Origin of the sequence: Providencia sp. PROV175, assembly GCF_032707045.1 — a bacterium.
GTDB lineage: Bacteria > Pseudomonadota > Gammaproteobacteria > Enterobacterales > Enterobacteriaceae > Providencia > Providencia hangzhouensis.
The window spans coordinates 2,047,733-2,067,512 of the sequence record NZ_CP120533.1; the positions used below are offsets into that span (position 1 = coordinate 2,047,733).

General features: G+C 42.5%; 14 protein-coding genes. 5 read left to right on the top strand and 9 right to left on the bottom strand.

Going from position 1 to position 19,780, the window contains the following annotated elements; translation table 11 throughout:
• Positions 1-24 precede the first annotated feature (24 nt).
• On the bottom strand, positions 25-408 hold the full coding sequence (locus P3L44_RS09000; protein WP_004253477.1) for a helix-turn-helix domain-containing protein: 384 nt from the start codon (positions 406-408) through the stop codon (positions 25-27).
• A 318-nt stretch (positions 409-726) separates the two neighbouring features.
• Here P3L44_RS09000 and mgrB point away from each other — a divergent pair, with 318 nt between their 5' ends.
• Positions 727-888: a PhoP/PhoQ regulator MgrB gene (gene mgrB, locus P3L44_RS09005; RefSeq protein WP_096863889.1), complete on the top strand. Its 162-nt coding sequence runs from the start codon at positions 727-729 to the stop codon at positions 886-888.
• Positions 889-1,118: 230 nt separating this feature from the next.
• Positions 1,119-2,495, top strand: a complete 1,377-nt coding sequence (locus P3L44_RS09010) for an amino acid permease (protein WP_136135141.1) — start codon at positions 1,119-1,121, stop codon at positions 2,493-2,495.
• 75 nt (positions 2,496-2,570) lie between these two features.
• Here the strand turns inward: P3L44_RS09010 and pagP are convergent, their stop codons facing one another.
• On the bottom strand, positions 2,571-3,098 hold the full coding sequence (gene pagP, locus P3L44_RS09015) for a lipid IV(A) palmitoyltransferase PagP (protein ID WP_410480049.1): 528 nt from the start codon (positions 3,096-3,098) through the stop codon (positions 2,571-2,573).
• 718 nt (positions 3,099-3,816) lie between these two features.
• Here pagP and P3L44_RS09020 point away from each other — a divergent pair.
• The 3 genes from P3L44_RS09020 to thiD all read left to right on the top strand — a co-directional run bounded on the left by P3L44_RS09020 (position 3,817) and on the right by thiD (position 7,200).
• Positions 3,817-5,373, top strand: a complete 1,557-nt coding sequence (locus tag P3L44_RS09020) for a YjjI family glycine radical enzyme (RefSeq protein WP_198633339.1) — start codon at positions 3,817-3,819, stop codon at positions 5,371-5,373.
• Positions 5,345-6,211: a YjjW family glycine radical enzyme activase gene (locus P3L44_RS09025; RefSeq protein ID WP_140172259.1), complete on the top strand. Its 867-nt coding sequence runs from the start codon at positions 5,345-5,347 to the stop codon at positions 6,209-6,211. Before P3L44_RS09020 ends, P3L44_RS09025 begins: the two co-directional genes overlap by 29 nt.
• Positions 6,212-6,402: 191 nt before the next feature.
• Positions 6,403-7,200, top strand: coding sequence for a bifunctional hydroxymethylpyrimidine kinase/phosphomethylpyrimidine kinase (thiD, locus tag P3L44_RS09030; protein ID WP_272661903.1), 798 nt, complete (start codon positions 6,403-6,405; stop codon positions 7,198-7,200).
• 46 nt (positions 7,201-7,246) lie between these two features.
• Here the strand turns inward: thiD and yegS are convergent, their stop codons facing one another.
• The 7 genes from yegS to P3L44_RS09065 all read right to left on the bottom strand — a co-directional run bounded on the left by yegS (position 7,247) and on the right by P3L44_RS09065 (position 19,678).
• Complete coding sequence (gene yegS / locus P3L44_RS09035; RefSeq protein ID WP_272661904.1) at positions 7,247-8,146, bottom strand: lipid kinase YegS; 900 nt, start codon at positions 8,144-8,146, stop codon at positions 7,247-7,249.
• A gap of 462 nt (positions 8,147-8,608) precedes the next feature.
• Positions 8,609-9,994: a tRNA 5-hydroxyuridine modification protein YegQ gene (gene yegQ, locus P3L44_RS09040; protein ID WP_004253511.1), complete on the bottom strand. Its 1,386-nt coding sequence runs from the start codon at positions 9,992-9,994 to the stop codon at positions 8,609-8,611.
• A gap of 128 nt (positions 9,995-10,122) precedes the next feature.
• On the bottom strand, positions 10,123-10,830 hold the full coding sequence (gene baeR, locus P3L44_RS09045; RefSeq protein ID WP_172767103.1) for a two-component system response regulator BaeR: 708 nt from the start codon (positions 10,828-10,830) through the stop codon (positions 10,123-10,125).
• A gap of 2 nt (positions 10,831-10,832) precedes the next feature.
• On the bottom strand, positions 10,833-12,221 hold the full coding sequence (gene baeS, locus P3L44_RS09050) for a two-component system sensor histidine kinase BaeS (protein WP_140172256.1): 1,389 nt from the start codon (positions 12,219-12,221) through the stop codon (positions 10,833-10,835).
• The gene (mdtC, locus tag P3L44_RS09055) at positions 12,211-15,312 is read right to left on the bottom strand and encodes a multidrug efflux RND transporter permease subunit MdtC (RefSeq protein ID WP_165879770.1); all 3,102 of its coding nucleotides are present in this window, start codon (positions 15,310-15,312) and stop codon (positions 12,211-12,213) included. The genes baeS and mdtC overlap by 11 nt, the downstream gene beginning before the upstream one ends.
• Positions 15,312-18,434, bottom strand: coding sequence for an MdtB/MuxB family multidrug efflux RND transporter permease subunit (locus tag P3L44_RS09060; protein WP_272661905.1), 3,123 nt, complete (start codon positions 18,432-18,434; stop codon positions 15,312-15,314). Before P3L44_RS09060 ends, mdtC begins: the two co-directional genes overlap by 1 nt.
• Entirely contained in the window at positions 18,434-19,678 is a 1,245-nt protein-coding gene (locus P3L44_RS09065; RefSeq protein ID WP_094960479.1) for an MdtA/MuxA family multidrug efflux RND transporter periplasmic adaptor subunit, read from the bottom strand. The genes P3L44_RS09060 and P3L44_RS09065 overlap by 1 nt, the downstream gene beginning before the upstream one ends.
• Positions 19,679-19,780 lie beyond the last annotated feature (102 nt).

Genomic DNA, 19,780 nt, shown 5'->3' on the forward strand with positions numbered 1-19,780 from the left:
TAGATTAATGCGGCTAAAATATTCTCACTCATAATTATGAATCAAATGAAGCGGTTGCTTAACATCTAATTGGATTTGGTCATTCTGTCTAAAATCAAATGGCGTAATGCCATATTCCTTACGAAACATATAGGTAAAGTGGGACTGTGACCCAAAACCAAAATCCAGTGCGATATCGAAAATAGACTGGTTGCTGTTGCGCAGTAAGTTAACCGCACCAGCAAGACGGCGTTGGCGGATGTATTTACCCAGTGAAATCCCTGTGACTTCTTTAAAGATTTTTTGCATATGCCAAAGTGAATAGCCTGAATAAGCCGCGAGCTCTTCTAAGTGGATCACGCGCCCTAAGTGTTCTTCTATCCATTTACTCAAAGCATAAACAAGTGCTAAGTGGTTATCTTGTGGCATCTCAAATGTTTTCTAGTTTTACGGTAGCAGAAGTATACACAACTTCATTTCATCATGACAAAGGCTGCTTGTGCGGTATTTCCTATTTTTAGGATAAAAAAAGCACAATCAGAATAAGTTAATGGCCAATAGCACCTAAAATGAGCGAAATTTTTGTAAAAAGAGGTCAATTGCATATTTTCCTCAAATTTAAGGCTCGAAATTAGAGTACCATTTATTTTATAAACGCATTACGTGCAATGCCATAAGTGAAATCAATCATAAAATAGCAGTACCTTAGTATTGTAATCATTTGAAAAATAAAATCATCATAGAAATATGAAGGAATCATCGGTGTTTGGTCGTAAATTAATTATTGTTATAAGTGCAATCTTGGCCTGTATTTTTCTCTATCTTTTAGCGATGGATAGCCTGTGCGACCAAGGAGGAGAGGACTTTATTTTTGGTATTTGTCGTGTAACTGACTTGTTACCATTTTGAATTTGCTTTTTAATGCACAATCCATGATATTGAGTTGGGGTAACTATCCTGCGGTATCATTTTGTTATGTGATGAAAAAAAATAACTAATAGCACCAGCTTCTGGTTCGTAGAATAGGGTAAAAACAGCGCCAGAAGAATGTAGTGTTAATAAGAAAATTCAAATAAACTTGTGTCATTATCATTAGTTTGGGCGATAAAAAGCAAGTAAGAGGACGAAAGGGTAAAGTTATGGCGCAACAGCAACAGACGCTAAAGCGGGGATTAAAAAATAGGCATATCCAATTGATTGCTTTGGGAGGCGCTGTTGGTACAGGGTTATTCCTCGGAATAGCAACAACCATACAAATGGCAGGGCCATCAGTTTTACTTGGCTATGCATTGTGTGGGTTTATTGCTTTTCTTATCATGCGCCAGTTGGGAGAAATGATTGTTCAGGAACCGGTCGCGGGTTCATTTAGCCATTTTGCATTTAAGTATTGGGGTGGTTTTGCGGGCTTCCTCTCAGGGTGGAATTACTGGGTTATGTTTATCCTTGTTGGGATGACAGAACTGACGGCCGCAGGTAAATATATGCAACACTGGTGGCCTGAGCTCCCGATATGGGTTTCTGCCGCGGTGTTTTTTATTGCGGTAAATGCCGTTAACTTGGTTAATGTTCGCTCTTATGGGGAAACTGAATTCTGGTTTGCATTGATTAAAGTTATTGCTGTCGTAGCTATGATTATTTTTGGTTGCTACTTACTACTTAGCGGTCATGGTGGCTCACAAGCGAAAGTGAGTAACTTATGGGAGTATGGCGGTTTCTTTGCTAATGGTTTTAATGGGCTAATAATGGCTTTGGCTATTATTATGTTTTCATTTGGGGGCTTAGAGCTAGTCGGTATTACGGCCGCAGAGGCAGAAGACCCAGATAAAAGCATTCCAAAAGCGATAAACCAAGTTGTGTACCGTATCTTGATTTTTTATATTGGCTCGTTAGCCGTATTGTTAGCGTTGTACCCTTGGGTTGACCTTGATGGCAAAACAAGCCCATTTGTATTAATTTTCCACGAATTAGGGGATTTACTGGTTGCTAATTCGTTGAACGTTGTCATTTTGATCGCTGCGTTGTCTGTTTATAACAGCGGGGCTTATGCGACAAGCCGTATGTTGTATGGTTTGGCACAACAAAGTAATGCACCTAAATTTCTTGCAAAAGTGAATAAAGGTGGCGTTCCAGTCATGGCATTATTAGTTTCAGGTATTGCGACTTCTGGCGGGATTTTAATTAACTTTGTGATGGAAGGTAAAGCTTTCGAATTATTAATGTCATTGGTTGTGACGACGTTAGTTCTGAACTGGATTATGATTTGTGTTTCAAATTTGAAGTTCAGAGCGGCAATGAACAAACAAGGTGTTGAAACGAAATTTAAAAGCATTTGGTATCCATTTGGGAACTATCTATGCTTAGCATTTTTGCTGTTAATTTTAGGGATTATCCTGACAATGGACGGCTTACGTATCTCGGTATTAATTATGCCATTATGGATAGCGGTTCTATGGGTTGGGTACCAGTTCTCAGGGGCTAAAAAGCAAGATTTAACCAAAAGCCAACAGCTGAGCTAAATTTGATTTTCTGATAATAAAAAGGTCGGTGGGAATATCCCACCGGCCTTTTTATACAGTAATGAAGTACTTAAATTACCATTGCCAACGTAACCAAGCGAATAATACGTTACCGTTATTATAAGTTCCCGGAATATAAGTGGCTTGTAGCGAAAGTTTGTCATATTCCACTGATACCAGAGGAAGCGGTGCTGGGATCGGAATATAGTACATATCCTTGCGGGCAGTAACACTTAGAGTGAAGCCAGCTCCCATGCGAAAACCATCAATGTCCCCGGGGATCCACATTTTCTGGAATGCATAACCACCAATTGGCTCCCAATCATTATGTGAATCTTTAAATGCCATTGCATAGATAGCATGCCAGTCATTGTCTTCATCATAACGATATTTACCAAAGCCCAGACCCCAAGGGCGCTCGTTATATTCATCTGTTTTTTTCTTGTCGTACATTGCACGGTTATGCCAAGTCACAGCGGGAACGTATAGCTCATATTTGTCTGAGTCCCATGTGGTACTGACATTACTTTTAAATGTATCCCATAAATTTGCCGATTGCTCTTGTGCAACGGCAGGCGATGATATGCAGATTGAGGTGCTCATGAGTAGCGATGCACCTACGGCCAACTGTATGTTTTTATAAACTCTCATTGTAAATCCAGTTCTGTATCGCAGATATAAAAATGATGATTAGCTCTCTAATGATTATCAGATTAGCATTATTATTATAATTTTGAGTGAAATTATTTTAATTAAGATGTACAGAATATAACAGTATTTATTACATAGTTAAGGATAATAATTGGCTGGTCATGATAGAACCGTTTAATTTTTCCTGTTTTTAAGTAGGATAATCGATAGATAAATTGGATGTTAACTTATCAGATTGGTTGTTGAATAGGCTAATCCTCCTAAAAATAACCAATAATAATAAATAAGGTATTTCATTTTCTTATTAATAAGGCCGTTATTTGATAAGAAAAAATGAAAGAGAATTTTTTAATCAAGAATAAGAGAAAATATTGTGTCACTCATTATTGTTGTATTTAACTTTTTGTAATAAAAGATATTTTTAACAATTTAGGTGATTACGACTAGTAATGTTGATAGAGCAGACATTTATGAAAAATAGCGTGCAAACAAATCTAAAAAGTATGATGCACGTCAAATAATGACTTGTCTCAATGGGATGAAATGAGTGTTATAGGCGGCAGGTATAAGCTGCTGCATGTCAACACGGGTAGGAGCGAGTACTTAAAGGTTTATAGCATATACATTGCTGTGCGTAACTATGGCTTCTAACTAACAAAGGAACATCACCATGATGAAACGCCAAGAACCACTGACTGAATATCAAGCAAAATGCTTGGCTATCGCTACAGACAAAATATTATCACCAAAACAAAAAGCCAATTTTTTAGCGATAGAGGCTGATAGCAATATTCCTTACCTTGCGATGAGCCAACCCCTAACGGATGCGTTAAATGAACGTATTATTTGTGATATGTATGAAGGAAATGCACCGTATAAGCCACGTTATGTATTGCCCGATTATGTAAAATACCTCAAGCAAGGTTCAAAATACTTAGAGTTAGCCCCTGCTGAGGACTTTGATGACGCCCTTAATCATCTGATGATTTTATACCACCACGTCCCTTCGGTAACCAATTTCCCTGTGTTTTTAGGGTATTTAGATAAAGTCCTCATGCCATACGTGGGTGAGTTGACAGAAGAACAACTGTATCCAAAACTAAAAAGATTCTGGGTGCAGTTAGACCGAACTCTACCTGATGCTTTTATGCATGCCAATATTGGGCCAGATGACAACGTTATTTGCCGTTTGATTTTACGGATTGATGCAGAACTGAAACAAGTCGCACCTAACCTAACATTTGTTTATCACCCACAACGCACACCAGAGTCACTTTTCTTACAAGCGATTGAGAATATTTGTGAATGTAGTAAGCCACATATTGCAAATGATATTATTCATAGTGCGGCATTTGATGAACAAGGTTACGGTATTGTCAGTTGTTATAATGCATTACCTGTTGCGGGTGGCGGAAGCACTTTAGTTCGTATTAATTTGCGCGAAGTTGCGTTACGCAGTCAAAATTCAGCTGATTTTTTAAATGTGCAATTGAAAAAGTATTGTGAGTTACAAATGGAACTCATTGAAACACGTAGCGCATTTTTATATGAGGAATCTAATTTCTTCCAAACCAGTTTTCTTGTTCAAGAGGGGTTAATTGAGCCAGAACGCTTTGCACCGATGTTTGGTATTTATGGTTTAGCAGAGGCCGTGAATATCTTGATGGAAAAAGATGGCGTGAAAGGCCAGTACCAAGCGAATTCACCAGCTTTACCATTGTCTTATCAAATTAGTGAACAATTGGCAGACTTTGTTGAAACAATACCGGTTAAATATGGCTATAAAAACCGAGCTATGCTTCATGCGCAATCTGGGATTAGCTCAGACATAGGAACGACGCCGGGGGCTCGTATTCCATATGGTGAAGAACCCGATCCTGTGTCGCATATTCAAGCCGTTGCACCTCATCACAAACACTATTTATCTGGGATCAGTGACATTTTAACCATCGATGAAACGATTAAACAAAACCCGCAAGCATTAATGCAATTGTGCAAAGGGGCGTTTAGTTGTGGGATGCGCGAATTTACCGCAAACGTGGCAAGTAATGATTTAGTCCGTGTCACTGGCTATATGGTGCGTTTGTCAGATATCGAAAAATACAAAGAACAAGGTTCTAGAAGCAATACTACCTGGTTAGGTGAAGAAGCGACTAAGAACTGTAAAATTACAGCCCGTCAGCAGCGAGTCATCAGCAATGAGCAATCGATGCGCTACGCTGAATAAGGTTATTCCTTTTTCCTGCGTAGATGGGCCGGGCAATCGACATGTTATCTTTTTGCAAGGTTGCAATTTACGTTGTTTGAATTGCCATAATCCATATACCATGGCGCTCTGTGACCATTGTGGGGACTGCGTTTTAACCTGTCCTCATAATGGGTTATCATTTGTTGATGGTAAGGTTATATGGGATAGCGATGCCTGCCAGCTCTGTGACACTTGTTTACAAACGTGCACTAAGAATTCAAGCCCAATGACAGTATCGTTAAGTGTTAATGATGCTATCAATGACTTAAAAAAAAATGTTGTCTTTCTGAATGGTATAACCATTAGTGGTGGGGAAGCAACAACACAGTTACCCTTTATTATTGAATTATTTAAAGCGATTAAAGACACACCGGAACTGAAACATTTAACCTGCTTTATTGATAGTAATGGCCATCTTGCTTCTGCCGGGTGGAGTAAGGTAATTGAGTATACTGATGGCGTAATGATTGATTTAAAATCATGGAGCGATGAGTGTGCCTTAAGATTAACTGGGAAAGATAACCAGCGTGTATTTCAATCAATTCAATTCCTTGCACAAGCGGGGAAATTGTATGAGTTGCGTTTATTATATATTCCTCAGCAAACAGATTATCTAGAACATATTGATAAACTGGCCGATTTCTTAAATCAACTTCCTGCAAACACACGAATAAAAGTTAATGCCTTTCAGCAACATGGCGTAAAAAACGAAGCGGCTAACTGGCCTGCGGCAACCCAAACGGAAGTAGAGGCATTTGCCCTGCTATTAAAACAGCGGGGTGTCGGTAATCTTCATTTGCCTAATGTGTACTTATAAGTCACGCTAACTTTTCTTGTGTAATATATTTCTCCTTTTTATTTAAGTCATTAAAATTCATTCACTAACCGCTGATATTTGTTAAATGATGTGAGACAATCTAGGCAGTTTTATTGTTTGATTTAAAATGATTTCAGTAAACCTCACTTATCAATCTATTCAAATGCTTTAGCCTAAAAGGGGAATCACTCATGAGGATCAATGCGTTAACCATAGCCGGAACAGACCCATCGGGTGGGGCGGGTATTCAGGCGGATTTAAAAACGTTCTCTGCATTAGAGGCTTATGGTACGAGTGTGATGACGGCATTGGTGGCTCAAAATACCCTAGGCGTGCAATCCGTCCAAGACTTACCCCCTGAGTTTGTGGCGGCACAATTAGATTCTGTTCTCAGTGATGTACGAATTGATAGTGCAAAAATCGGCATGTTGTTTAATCAAAGTAATATCGTAGTGGTGGCGAATGCGCTGAAGCAATATCCAATCCCGTATGTGGTATTGGATACTGTCATGGTGGCTAAAAGTGGCGACCCGTTACTATTGCCCGATGCGGTTGAGGCATTGCGCCAACAATTATTACCCCTCGCTTCTATAATTACACCGAATCTCCCTGAAGCTGCGGTATTACTAGACGAGAAAGTTGCACAAACAGAAAGCCAAATGTTGACTCAGGGGTATAAATTACTTGAAAAAGGTTGCCAAGCGGTGTTGATGAAAGGCGGGCACCTAAGTGATGCTGAAAGCCCTGATTGGTTAATCACACCTGAAGGTGAATGGCGCTTTACCTCTATTCGTGTAAATACTAAAAATACTCATGGTACTGGGTGTACTTTGTCAGCGGCTCTGGCTGCTCTGCGCCCTCGTTGCTCTGATTGGCAAGAAGCGGTTACGCAGGCTAAAGCCTATTTACAAGCTGCGTTAGAGCAAGCGGACAGTTTAGAAGTTGGCAAGGGGATTGGCCCAGTACACCACTTCCATGCATGGTGGTAGCCTGTAATGATTGAAAGCCCGAAAACTTGGGCTTTCTCGTTATATTTTAAGCTAATAAGTTACATTGAGGCGGCAACCGGCACTGAATAGCATTCGGCTGCACTGCGAACGTAAAGGTATCTCCCGATAATGGCTCACCATCAAGGTTTAAGATCATATCGTGAGGAGATGAAATTTTTACCCATGATAATTGCTTTTCGACCAAGTGCTCGTTTTTATCGTCTGAAAATAGGTTTGCTAAAAATGCGGGTATGACATCCCTTGCAGGAATAATCAGTAAATTTAATGCACCATCATTAATCAGTGCTTGCGGTGTCAGTTGTTGTCCTCCGCCCGCTTGGCGGCCGTTTCCGACAGCGATGACCAACGTTTCACCTTCCCAACTAAAGTTTTCGCCCTCAATGCGGCAAATATCCGTTTTCAGCGTATCAGGGCGCAATAAGCCATTTATCACGTAAGCGGCACCGCCCAATGCTGATTTCAGTGCTTCAGGCGTTTCGGTGGTAATACGCGTCCCAAAGCCGCCAGTTGCCATATTGAGAAAATAATATTGCTTATTGACTTGCGCAATATCAATGGGAACAGCTTTACCTTTTAATGAGAGAGCAAGGGCGGCTTCAATATCCAGTGGAATATTCGCGCTGGTGGTAAAATCATTTGCCGTTCCCATCGGGAGAATTCCTAAAGTAGGGCGAGAGTCACTCGGGAACTTCATCAAGGTACTGGCAACCGCATTTACTGTGCCGTCACCTCCTGCGGCAATGATGGTATCAACGCCATGTTTTATTGCCTGAGAAATAAAATAATAAGTATCATCCAATTCCCACGGAATACGGACTTGAATTTGATGGCCTTCATTACGTAAGTGAGTAATGGCCTTTCGCAGCTCAGCGTGATTGGCTTGTTTACCATTAAGGATAATCATGGCTGACTGATATTGATTCATATATACCCATCCATTCGGCTTAACATATGGCAAATATTCGTTAAAATGAGTATAAATGGATTTATAAGATATTGATGAGCTTATTTTAGATTTTTTACAGTAATAGCGTTAACAAGAGAAATGAAATAGAAATTGCAGATAAAAGAAATGGCTAGCTCAAGGGAGATTGAGCCAGCCAAGGAGGTGGTTCCTAGTCTTATTTTATGACTTTCTAGTTCTTCGTTTTCAAGAGTGACTATACGATATTGAATAGCCAATTGATGTGATCTGTTGCATAAAATTGGATATTCAGTGCACTTTTCAATGTAAATGTCAATAACGCGAATGATTCTCATATAAGAAAAAGCATATAAAGTGAAATAATATCATATAATAGATAAAAAAAAGCCAAAATATCAAAACGTTAAACGATGAGATTTTGGCTTTTAGCGAACAAACTATTTAAAAAACACGGAGTGGCGGTTAGCCTGCAATTTGCTTTTCTGCCTGAGTTTGGTGAGGTGCGCGGGTCGTTGTTCCTGCTAAGTTACGGATCAACAAACCAAAATTAACATCGACATCCTCAGGGATTGGCAGGTAAACCACATGGCCGTTACCGGGTGCAACATCAATCGCTTCACCTTTGCGGTTTGCTAATGAGTCCAAAGTAAAGACAATATTACCCGCCGGGGTCATCATCTCTAAGCTATCCCCAACACTAAATTTATTTTTTACATCAACCTCAGCCATACCATTGACACGTTTACCTGTGAATTCACCCACAAATTGCTGAGTTTCAGAAACAGAATAGCCATATTCATAGGTTTGGTAGGCATCGTGAGTGTGGCGACGCAAGAAACCTTCAGTGTAACCACGGTGTGCTAACCCTTCTAAAGTAGATAACAACGTTGGGTCAAAGGGTTTTCCTGCGACAGCATCGTCAATCGCACGTCTATAGACTTGTGCAGTACGAGCACAGTAATAAAACGATTTTGTGCGGCCTTCAATTTTTAATGAGTGAACACCCATTTTTGTTAGGTTTTCAACGTGTTCGATTGCACGTAAATCTTTAGAGTTCATGATATAAGTGCCATGTTCGTCTTCAAAGGCCGTCATATATTCGCCTGGACGTTTAGCTTCTTCTATCATAAAGACTTTATCTGTTGGCGCGCCCGCACCTAGGGTTGGTGCCACATTTTGTACAGGGATAGGTTCATGCACATGGACAATATTACCCACATCATCTTCTTTACCTTCTTGTACGTTATATTCCCAGCGGCAAGCATTGGTGCAAGTCCCTTGATTTGGGTCGCGTTTATTAATATAACCCGAAAGTAGACAACGGCCGGAATAGGCCATACAAAGGGCACCATGGACAAAGACTTCAAGTTCGATTTCCGGTACTTGTTGACGAATTTCAGCAATTTCTTCGAGGGATAATTCGCGAGATAAGATCACACGTGTTAAGCCCATTTGTTTCCAAAACTTCACCGATGCCCAGTTAACTGCATTGGCCTGCACTGATAAATGAATATCCATCTCAGGAAACGCTTCACGAACCATCATAATAAGGCCAGGGTCAGACATGATCAGAGCATCTGGGCCCATTTCAATGACGGGGGTTAAATCACGAATAAAGGTTTTTAATTTCGCATTATGAGGGGCAATATTCACCACCACATAAAACTTTTTACCCAACTCATGGGCTTCCTGAATGCCTTTAGCTAAGTTTTCGTGATTAAATTCGTTATTTCGTACGCGTAAGCTGTAACGAGGCTGTCCTGCATAAACGGCGTCTGCGCCGTACGCGAAGGCGTAGCGCATATTTTTTAATGAACCGGCAGGGGACAAAAGCTCTGGTGTAAACATGGTTATTCTCTATCTGATGTCAAGTCAGCACTCACTCATACGAGAGAGTGTTTTTAAGGGATGAGGATTTTACTCCTATTTGATAAAAAAACCAAATATCCCACAAGAATAGTATGTCTATTGATTGCTTAATATTCATCCCAACGGTAGCCGAGGCCATATATTGAACGAATAAAGGTTTTTTCGTTATCAAGGGACTCTAATTTACGGCGTAAATTTTTGACGTGACTATCAATTGTACGGTCCGTTACTACGCGGTGGTCGTCATATAAGATATCCAGTAACTGGTCGCGAGAAAACACCATACCTGCATTATCAGACATAAACTTGAGTAGCCGAAATTCAGCGGGTGTGAGTTCAAGTAACTGTGAGCCATAGCGTACTTGAAATGCATTTTCATCAATAATAAGCTTGGTTTGATTATTGCTATTAGTTTGGCTATTGCTAGTTGTCATATTTGGCTGGCAACGGCGTAAAATCGTTTTGACTCGAGCCACGACTTCTCGCGGGCTAAAAGGCTTACAAATATAGTCGTCAGCCCCAATTTCTAACCCTAATAAACGGTCAATTTCTTCGGTTTTTGCTGTCACCATAATAATGGGAACATCACTGAATTTTCGTAGTTCACGACATACTGAAATGCCGTCCATACCAGGTAACATTAAATCTAATAAAATGAGTGCAGGTTGATGTTGTTTAACATAGTCGATTACTTGGTCACCCCGTGCAATTAATGCGGGTTGATAATTTGCAGCTTGTAAGTAATCGAACAGCAGTTGGCCTAGCTTGGGTTCATCTTCCACAACCAAAATAGGGGTATTGCTCTGTTCAGTCATGATCATAAACCTTTGTCTTTTAATTGAATCGGTAAATTAATGGTAATTTTGACACCACCTAATGGTGACGGTGCTGCGGAAATTGTCCCATGGTGAGCCTCAACAATATTATAGCAAATGGCCAACCCTAAACCTGAACCGCCACTGGCGCGATTACGAGAACCTTCAGCACGGTAAAAACGTTCAAATAAATGTTGGCATTGCTCAGTAGTCAGCCCCGGGGCGCTATCTTGCCAAATTATACTGAGCTGGTTGTGGTCTTGTGTGACTTGAATGGCAATTTTACCTTGTGGGTCCGTATAGCGTAAGCTGTTTTCCATTAAGTTATAGAATAACTGAGTGATGCGGTCAGGGTCTGCAAACACGTTGCCTTGTGCAATAAATTGCCGTTCAACTGAAAGTTGTTGGTCTTCTAACCGCCAGCGAGCTTGGCCTATCGCCATTTCAATTAAAGGAATGATATCGGTAAGTTGCATACGATAGACCAATGAGCCTCTATCCGATAACGAGAGCTGGTGGAGGTCATTAACCAGCTTAATTAAAGTTTGAGTTTCATTCAGTAGGGAATTGATTGTTTCGGGAGTGGCTTGCCGGACGCCATCTTGCACCGCTTCTAATTCGCCTCGCAGAACTGACAACGGCGTGCGGAGCTCATGGGAAATATCCGCCATATAATCACGCCGCATTTGTTCGTTTTTTTCAAGGGTAGAGGCCAGATGGTTAAAATCTTTAGCCAGTTGCCCAAGTTCATCGCGGCCAGACTCAGGAACCCGCGTGGCAAAGTCTCCATTGGCGAGCCGGTTAGTGCCTTCGAGTAACCGCTTGATGGGTTTCAAAAAACTACGGGCAAGGAACAATGTGGCAATCAGAGCCACAAATAAAGACAGCCCAGCGATGATCCAACTGGTATACATTTGTTTGGTATCAAAACGGCGGTCAAGGGCGCTGCTGATTCCCGTTTCATAGCTGGCAACGAGCCAACCGACGGTTTCACCATTGCTAGTAACAATAGGCTCACGGAGAACTTTGCTCGGTAGGGGCGTGTCTTGCCCGAAAATTAGCCGGTCTTGTGTATCATAAACCCAAAAAATGGTTCGCCAGCGCTGTCGCATCGGGCCACGATGTTGTTGATGTTCTACAGAGCGCAGAATGCGAAAGAAAATGCGATCATTACCAATCAAAAACCGCCAATTGCCCATTTCTTCATATTGTTCCGCAAGGGCGGAAGAAACCTGCTCAACGCGTTGTTGGTCATTTTCTTTAATATAGTCAATAAAGCCATGTTGAAAACTCATGCGCACGCCTTGGTGCATAATTAGCACTAGCAATAAGCATGTCGCAAAAATAGCTAAAAAAAGCCGAGTACTAACGCTATTTAACCTAAGCTTCATGGTTATTCTCCACAATCTTATGCGTTAATGACTTTTTGCGCTGCCAACGTTGCCTTAAGCTATCAAAACTTAAATACACAACAGGAGTGGTAAATAAAGTCAGCAATTGGCTCATTATTAAGCCACCGACAATGGTGATCCCGAGAGGTTGACGTAGTTCTGCTCCATCACCACTACCTAACATTAACGGTAACGCACCAAAAATGGCGGCGAGTGTCGTCATTAAAATAGGGCGAAAACGTAATAAACTGGCACGGAAAATGGCTTCTTGAGCGGTTAAACCCGCTGTTCTTTGTGCTTGAATAGCAAAATCCACCATAATAATGGCGTTCTTCTTGACGATCCCAATTAATAGCATGATGCCGATTAAAGCGATTAAACTAAATGGTGTGTCAAATAACTCAAGGGCTAATAATGCACCGACACCAGCAGAAGGCAAAGTTGATAAAATTGTCAGTGGGTGAATATAACTTTCATATAGAATCCCAAGAACTAAATAGACAGTCACAATAGCGGCTAAAATCAAAAATAATTGTGATTGCAAAGTTTCTTGGAATATTTGTGCCGTTCCTGCAAAAGACCCTCGCACTGTAGATGGCACGCCAAGCGCAGTCATGGTTTTTTCTATTTCGACGATGGCATCATTTAAGGTATAACCGTCAGCGACATTAAATGCGATAGTGGATGAAGCTGATAGCCCCTGGTGGTTCACGCTTAATGGCGCATTCGCCGGCTGCCAACGAGCAAAATAAGACAGCGGGATAGCGTCACCATCTTTATTGATAACAAACATTTTGTCGAGGGAACTGACATCTTGCGTATATTCAGGGGCAACTTCCATCACCACTTTATATTGGTTCATTGCTTCATAAATAGTGGAAACTTGGCGTTGGCCAAATGCGTTGTTAAGCAAACTGTTAGCTTCACGGACATCGATACCTAGCTGGGCCATTAAGTCCCTATCGTAGGTGATCGCCATTTCTGCGCCTTTGTCTTCCTTATCTGAGTTCACATCTGTCAGCTGTGGCAATTCACCGAGTGCTTTACGAATGGCGGGTTCCCAGTCACGCAATGCAGAAAGCTCATCCGCAAGCAGCGTAAACTGATAGCTGGCATTGGCTTGTCGACCTCCCACACGAATATCTTGTACTGGCATCATAAACAGGTTAGCCCCTGGCTCATTGGCTAATTTCATGCGTAACCGATTAATGACTTCAGCTGAACTTTCAGTACGTTCACCCAGTGGTTTTAATGAGATATACATAAAACCGCTGTTTACCCGGCTACCGCCAGTAAAACCGGTGACATTATCCGTCGCTGGGTCGGCTTTAACTTGCTGCATAAAACGGGTCATTTTTTCTTTCATTGACTGGAATGAAATACTTTGGTCTGCGCGAACAAAGCCCAGCACACGGCCGGTATCTTGTTCAGGAAAGAAAGTTTTCGGAACGGTAATATACAGATAAACGTTTAAGCCGATTGTGGCAAATAGCACCGCGAGAACACTACGGCGATGTTCGAGTACCCATTTTAAAGCGATGCCATAACTTTCTTGCAAGCGCAGCAACACACGTCCAAACCCGCGATGTTTGGCTTTGACGTTGCGAGGGCGTTTCTTCAGTAAGTAAGCACACATCATAGGGGTGAGCGTTAATGAGATCACCAAAGAAATACCGATAGCGGTTGCAAGGGTAATGGCAAATTCGCGGAATAAACGGCCGACCAGTCCATCCATAAGCAGTAGCGGAATAAAAACAGCCACTAAGGAAATACTCATGGAAACGACGGTAAAGCCGACTTCATGCACGCCTTTAACCGCCGCAATAAACGGTTTTTTACCATTTTCGATATGACGTGAGATATTTTCTAATACGACAATGGCATCATCAACCACAAAGCCCGTCGCAACCGTTAATGCCATCAATGACAAGTTATTTAAACTAAAGCCACATAAATACATGGCCGTAAAAGTCCCAATCAATGAGACAGGGACAGCAACGGCAGGGATCAAAGTAGCGCGACCTGAGCGTAAGAACAGCAGCACCACGAGGATCACCAAGGCAACGGCAATCAGTAGAGCACGTTCCACTTCGGCTAGAGACGCGCGGATGGTCGGTGTTCTGTCTTGTGCCACTTTTAAATCAATAGCGGCAGGGATCATGTCATTGAATTCAGGCAATTCAGCACGAATACGGTTCACTGTTTCAATAATATTGGCGCCAGCTTCACGACGAATGACAATCAAAATAGCCGGTTTACCGTCTGCCATACCGGCAGCGCGTACGTTTTCAATGGAATCTTTAACATTGGCGACATCGCTGAGCTTTACAGCATTGCCTTGGCTGTAATGAACAATAATTGGTCGATAATCGGCTGCTTTTTTTAACTCATCATTAGTCTGTACTTGATAACGTTTTTCGTCATCATTGATATAGCCTTGCGGTTGGCGAACGTTAGCACTACTAATGGCTGAGCGCACGGCATCAAGGGAAACCCCTTGGTTAAATAGGGCGGTTGGGTTGAGTTCAACCCGTACGGCAGGGAGCGAGCCGCCACCAACTGAAACTTCACTAACCCCTTCAATTTGCGCAATTCGCTGGGCTAAACGGGTAGATGCAATATCATAAATTTCGCCAGTGCCCATGGTCTCTGAGGTCATGGTTAAAATCATAATTGGCGCATCAGACGGATTAGACTTGTAATAACGTGGACGGCTTGGCATACCGCTGGGCAGCAGGTTTTGCGCGGCATTAATCGCAGCTTGCACTTCCCGAGCCGCGTTATTAATGTCTTTGTCGAGATTAAACTCAAGGGTAATAGTGGTTCGCCCAAGCGCACTGCTTGAGGTCATTTCGCTGATCCCAGCAATACTGCCTAAAGAGCGTTCAAGAGGTGTCGCAACGGAGGACGCCATGGTTTCGGGTGACGCCCCAGGAAGTGACGCTGTCACGTTAATCACAGGGTAATCTACTTGAGGCAACGGAGAAACCGGTAAAAATAGAAAACTCAGGGCACCACACAAAGTAATCGCAACGCTAATCAGCGTCGTTGCTACCGGGCGGCTAATAAATAGAGCAAAGAAGCGCTTCATTATGACACCTGTGCCTTCTTCGCTTGGCGACGGTCTTTAAGATAATGAGAAAGACGGTCGAACAATAAGTAAATAACCGGTGTGGTAAATAAGGTAAGGATTTGGCTCATAATTAAGCCACCAACCATACAAATTCCTAATGGTTGGCGTAATTCTGCACCGACACCTGTACTTAGCATTAATGGCAAGGCTCCTAGTAATGCCGCCATGGTGGTCATTAAAATTGGGCGAAAACGCAGTAGGCAAGCTTGGTAGATGGCATCATAAGGGGACATTCCCTGTTCACGCTCTGCAGCAAGGGCAAAGTCAATCATCATAATGGCGTTCTTTTTCACGATACCAATTAATAAGATGATGCCGATGACTGCAATAACATCAAGGTCTTTTCCTGCCATCATTAAAGCAAGTAATGCGCCAACCCCCGCAGTCGGTAAGGTAGATAAAATCGTAATCGGGTGGATAAAGCTCTCATATAAAATGCCTAATACGATATACATCGCCACAATTGCGGCTGCAATTAACCAGATAGTGCTGCTTAGTGCAGCTTCAAAGGCTAAAGTCGCCCCTTGGAATTGTGTGGTAATGGATTTTGGCATAGCAATTTGTGATTCGGCCAATTTCACGGCATTGACGGCAGACTCAAGCGAAGCGCCATTCGCCACATTAAACGAGAATGTCACCGCGGGAAATTGGTCGAGGTGATTAATGGCTAATGGCCCATTACCTTCTTGAATATTTACCAAGGTGCTTAGTGGCACAATGGCTCCATCAGTGCCTTTTAGACGAATATCATTCAGCGCATCCATACCATCACGGGTTTGTGTGTCATGTTCTAATATCACACGATATTGATTTGACTGTGTGTATATGGTTGAAACCATTCGCTGCCCAAATGCATTATATAAAGCGTTATCAATGGCTGACATTGTGATACCAAAACGGCTTGCGGTATCACGGTTAACATTCACATAGGCAACTAGCCCTTTATTTTGCCAATCACTACTGACATCCGTGAGTTCAGGTTGTTGTTCTAGGGCTTCTAACAAGCGTGGAACCCAAGTGGTTAATCCCTCTAGTGAACCTGCCTGTAACGTAAATTGATACTGTGTGCGTGCAACTTGCGTATCGATGGTGAGATCTTGCATAGGCTGCAAATATAAATTCACCCCGGCAATGTTATCCACGGATTGTTGTAGACGATCAATAATCGCCACCACTCTATCTTCACGCTCATCAAGGGGCTTTAAGGTAATTTGGAGACGCGCGTTGTTTAATGTTGGGTTGCTACCATCAACCCCCACATAAGTGGTGACATTATCAACCGCAGGGTCTGCCAATAATTTTGACGCAACTTCCTGTTGCTTTTGCGCCATGGCCGCAAAAGAAATAGATTGACGGCTTTCAATTGACCCTTGAATAATTCCACTGTCTTGCAAAGGGAAAAAACCTTTTGGGATCCACATATACAGCAAAACAGTCAGCACCATGGTGCCTAGCGCCACAGAAAGCGTTAACCATTGGTGATTAAGAATACGTTTTAACCAAATTGCGTATCCAGCAACCATACGGTCAAAGAAACGCTCACACGCTAGTTCAAAACGGTTATGTTTATGTTGCGACTCTGGTTTTAATAAACGTGCACACATCATTGGCGTTAACGTTAAAGAGACGACAGCGGAGATCAAAATAGCCACGGCTAGGGTAATGGCAAATTCGCGGAATAACCGGCCGACAATATCCCCCATAAATAACAGCGGGATTAATACTGCAACTAAAGAAAAGGTGAGGGAGATAATGGTAAACCCGATTTCACCCGCCCCTTTGAGTGCAGCGACCATAGGCTTATCGCCTTTTTCTAAGTAGCGGGAAATATTTTCAATCACCACTATCGCATCATCGACCACAAAACCTGTGGCGATGGTTAATGCCATTAGGGTGAGGTTATTGACAGAAAAACCACAAAAATACATGACTGCAAAGGTACCAACGAGGGACAGCGGTACCGCAATGCCCGGTATTAAGGTGGCAATTCCATTGCGTAAAAACAAATAAATCACCATCACCACGAGGGCGATGGCTAACATTAACTCAAACTGTACATCATTAACGGACGCTCGAATAGTACTGGTTCTATCGGTTAAAATATCGACATTAACCGATTTAGGTAAGCTTTCAATTAATTCGGGTAACAGCGTACGAATGGTATCTGTGGTTTCAATGACGTTAGCACCGGGCTGCCGCTGCACATTGATCACAATCGCCTGTTCATTATTTGCCCATGCCCCTAAATAGGCATTTTCGGCACCTTGTGCAATCGTTGCAATATCGCCTAAACGCACAGGCGCACCATTTTGGAAGGCCACAATAAGCTGACGATAGTCGTCAAGTGACTTCATTTGGTCGTTAGCAGAAAGCGTCACTGCTCGCGTTGGCCCATCGAAACTCCCTTTTGCGGAGTTGACGTTAGCATTGTTGATGGCTAGGCGGATGGTTTCGCTATCCAGCCCTTTGGCTGCCATGGCTTGTGGGTTTAAATTCACGCGAACAGCAGGGCGTTGACCACCGGCTAAGGTGACTAAACCCACTCCATTAACTTGGGATATTTTCTGGGCAATTCGCGTTTCAATAATATCCTGTACCTGCGTTAATGGCATCGCATCAGAGGTGACCGCTAAGGTGAGTACAGGCGGGTCAGCAGGGTTTACCTTATTATAAATCGGAGGATAGGGTAAATCCGAAGGCAGTAAACTACTGGCGGAATTAATCGCTGCTTGGACTTCTTGTTCGGCAACCTCTAGAGGCAACGTTAATTGGAACATCAGTGTTATAACTGATGCTCCTCCTGAACTTTGCGATGACATCTGTTTAAGACCCGACATTTGCCCAAACTGGGTTTCCAAAGGCGCAGTCACTGCAGAGGTCATCACATCGGGGCTGGCTCCCGGGTAAAGGGTAACAACTTGAATCGTCGGATAATCGACTTCGGGCAGGGCTGAAACAGGTAAGAAGCGATAGCCGATGATCCCTGCAAGTAATATAGCCACCATGAATAATGTGGTAGCTACAGGGCGCAAAATAAATAAACGAGAAGGCCCACCGCCTTTTAACATTTCAGGCTGCATTACGCTTTCTCCGCGCTATTGGCTTTACCTTTGCGGGGCTCTTTTTTGGCGATGCTTTCAGCGGTAACGACTTCGACAGTTGTGCCATCGGTGAGTTTATCAACACCATCGGTGATGACTTTGGTATTTGCTGCGAGCCCACTTTCAATAACGACTTGTTGGCTATCTTGCATCCCCACGGTCACATTGTGTTTGCTGACTTTATTATCATCACTCAATACCCAAACATAATGACCTTCATTGCCCATTTGCAGTGCAGCGGTTGGGATCACCACGGCATTTTGCAGCGTTTCAACTTGCATTTTTACGTTAACAAATTGATTAGGGAAAAGTTTTTCTTCTTCATTGGTAAAGCGCGCTTTTATTTTAAGAGTGCCGGTCGCAGCATCAATTTGGTTATCAGTACTGAGTAGCTCACCGCTTGCGATTAGCGCGATATTGTTTCTGTCCCAAGCTTCAATCAATACTTTTTCACCGGAAGATTGCGCTTGCTGGATCGCGGGAATATCACCTTCAGGTAAAGCAAACAAGACATCTGCGGGTTGAGTTTGTGTGATAACAACAAGAGGGGTTGAGGTTCCTGAAGAGATAAAGTTTCCGACATCAACTTGTTTTAAACCAACCCGCCCTGAGATGGGGGCAGTAATTTTACTGTAGGTTAATTGCAGTTTGGCATTATCAACGGCCGCTTGGTCGACTTTAATACTGCCTTGTGCCTGTAATACCGCCGCTTTTTGGTTATCTAGCTCTTGTTGCGAAATCACTTTAGTGCCAGCAAGCTTTTGATAACGCGCTAAATCTAATTGCGCATTAGCTAACGTTGCTTTGTCTTTAGCTAATTGCCCCTCAGCTTGTGATAGCTGAACTTCAAATGGGCGAGGGTCAATCTGTGCCAATAAATCTCCCTTATTGACATATTGCCCTTCGGTAAAATACAACTGCATCAACTGGCCTTCAACACGGCTGGTTACAGTGACAACATTTGCCGCTTGCACCGTGCCTAGGCCTGATAAAAATCGCGGAACGACTTTTTGTTCAGCAACTGCAAACTGCACAGGGGCTAACACACGTGGTGGGCGGCCCATCGCGCTTCGCTGTGAGTTTGGTTTTGCTACTGTGCCAGTAGATTGTGTATCTGATTGTTTTTCTTGATGATAAAAGTACCAAGAAACGCCAGCTACCGCAATAATGGCAATAAAAATGGCAGAGCGAATAAAAGGTTTACGTTGTTTTTGTTTATTCATTTTGGGTAATTCGCTTAACTCAAAAAAAGTGGATGAGATCCGTCAGGCTGTATACTAAAAAACTAACAAAAAAGAGTCAGTTAGACATATTAGTAGTTTAAC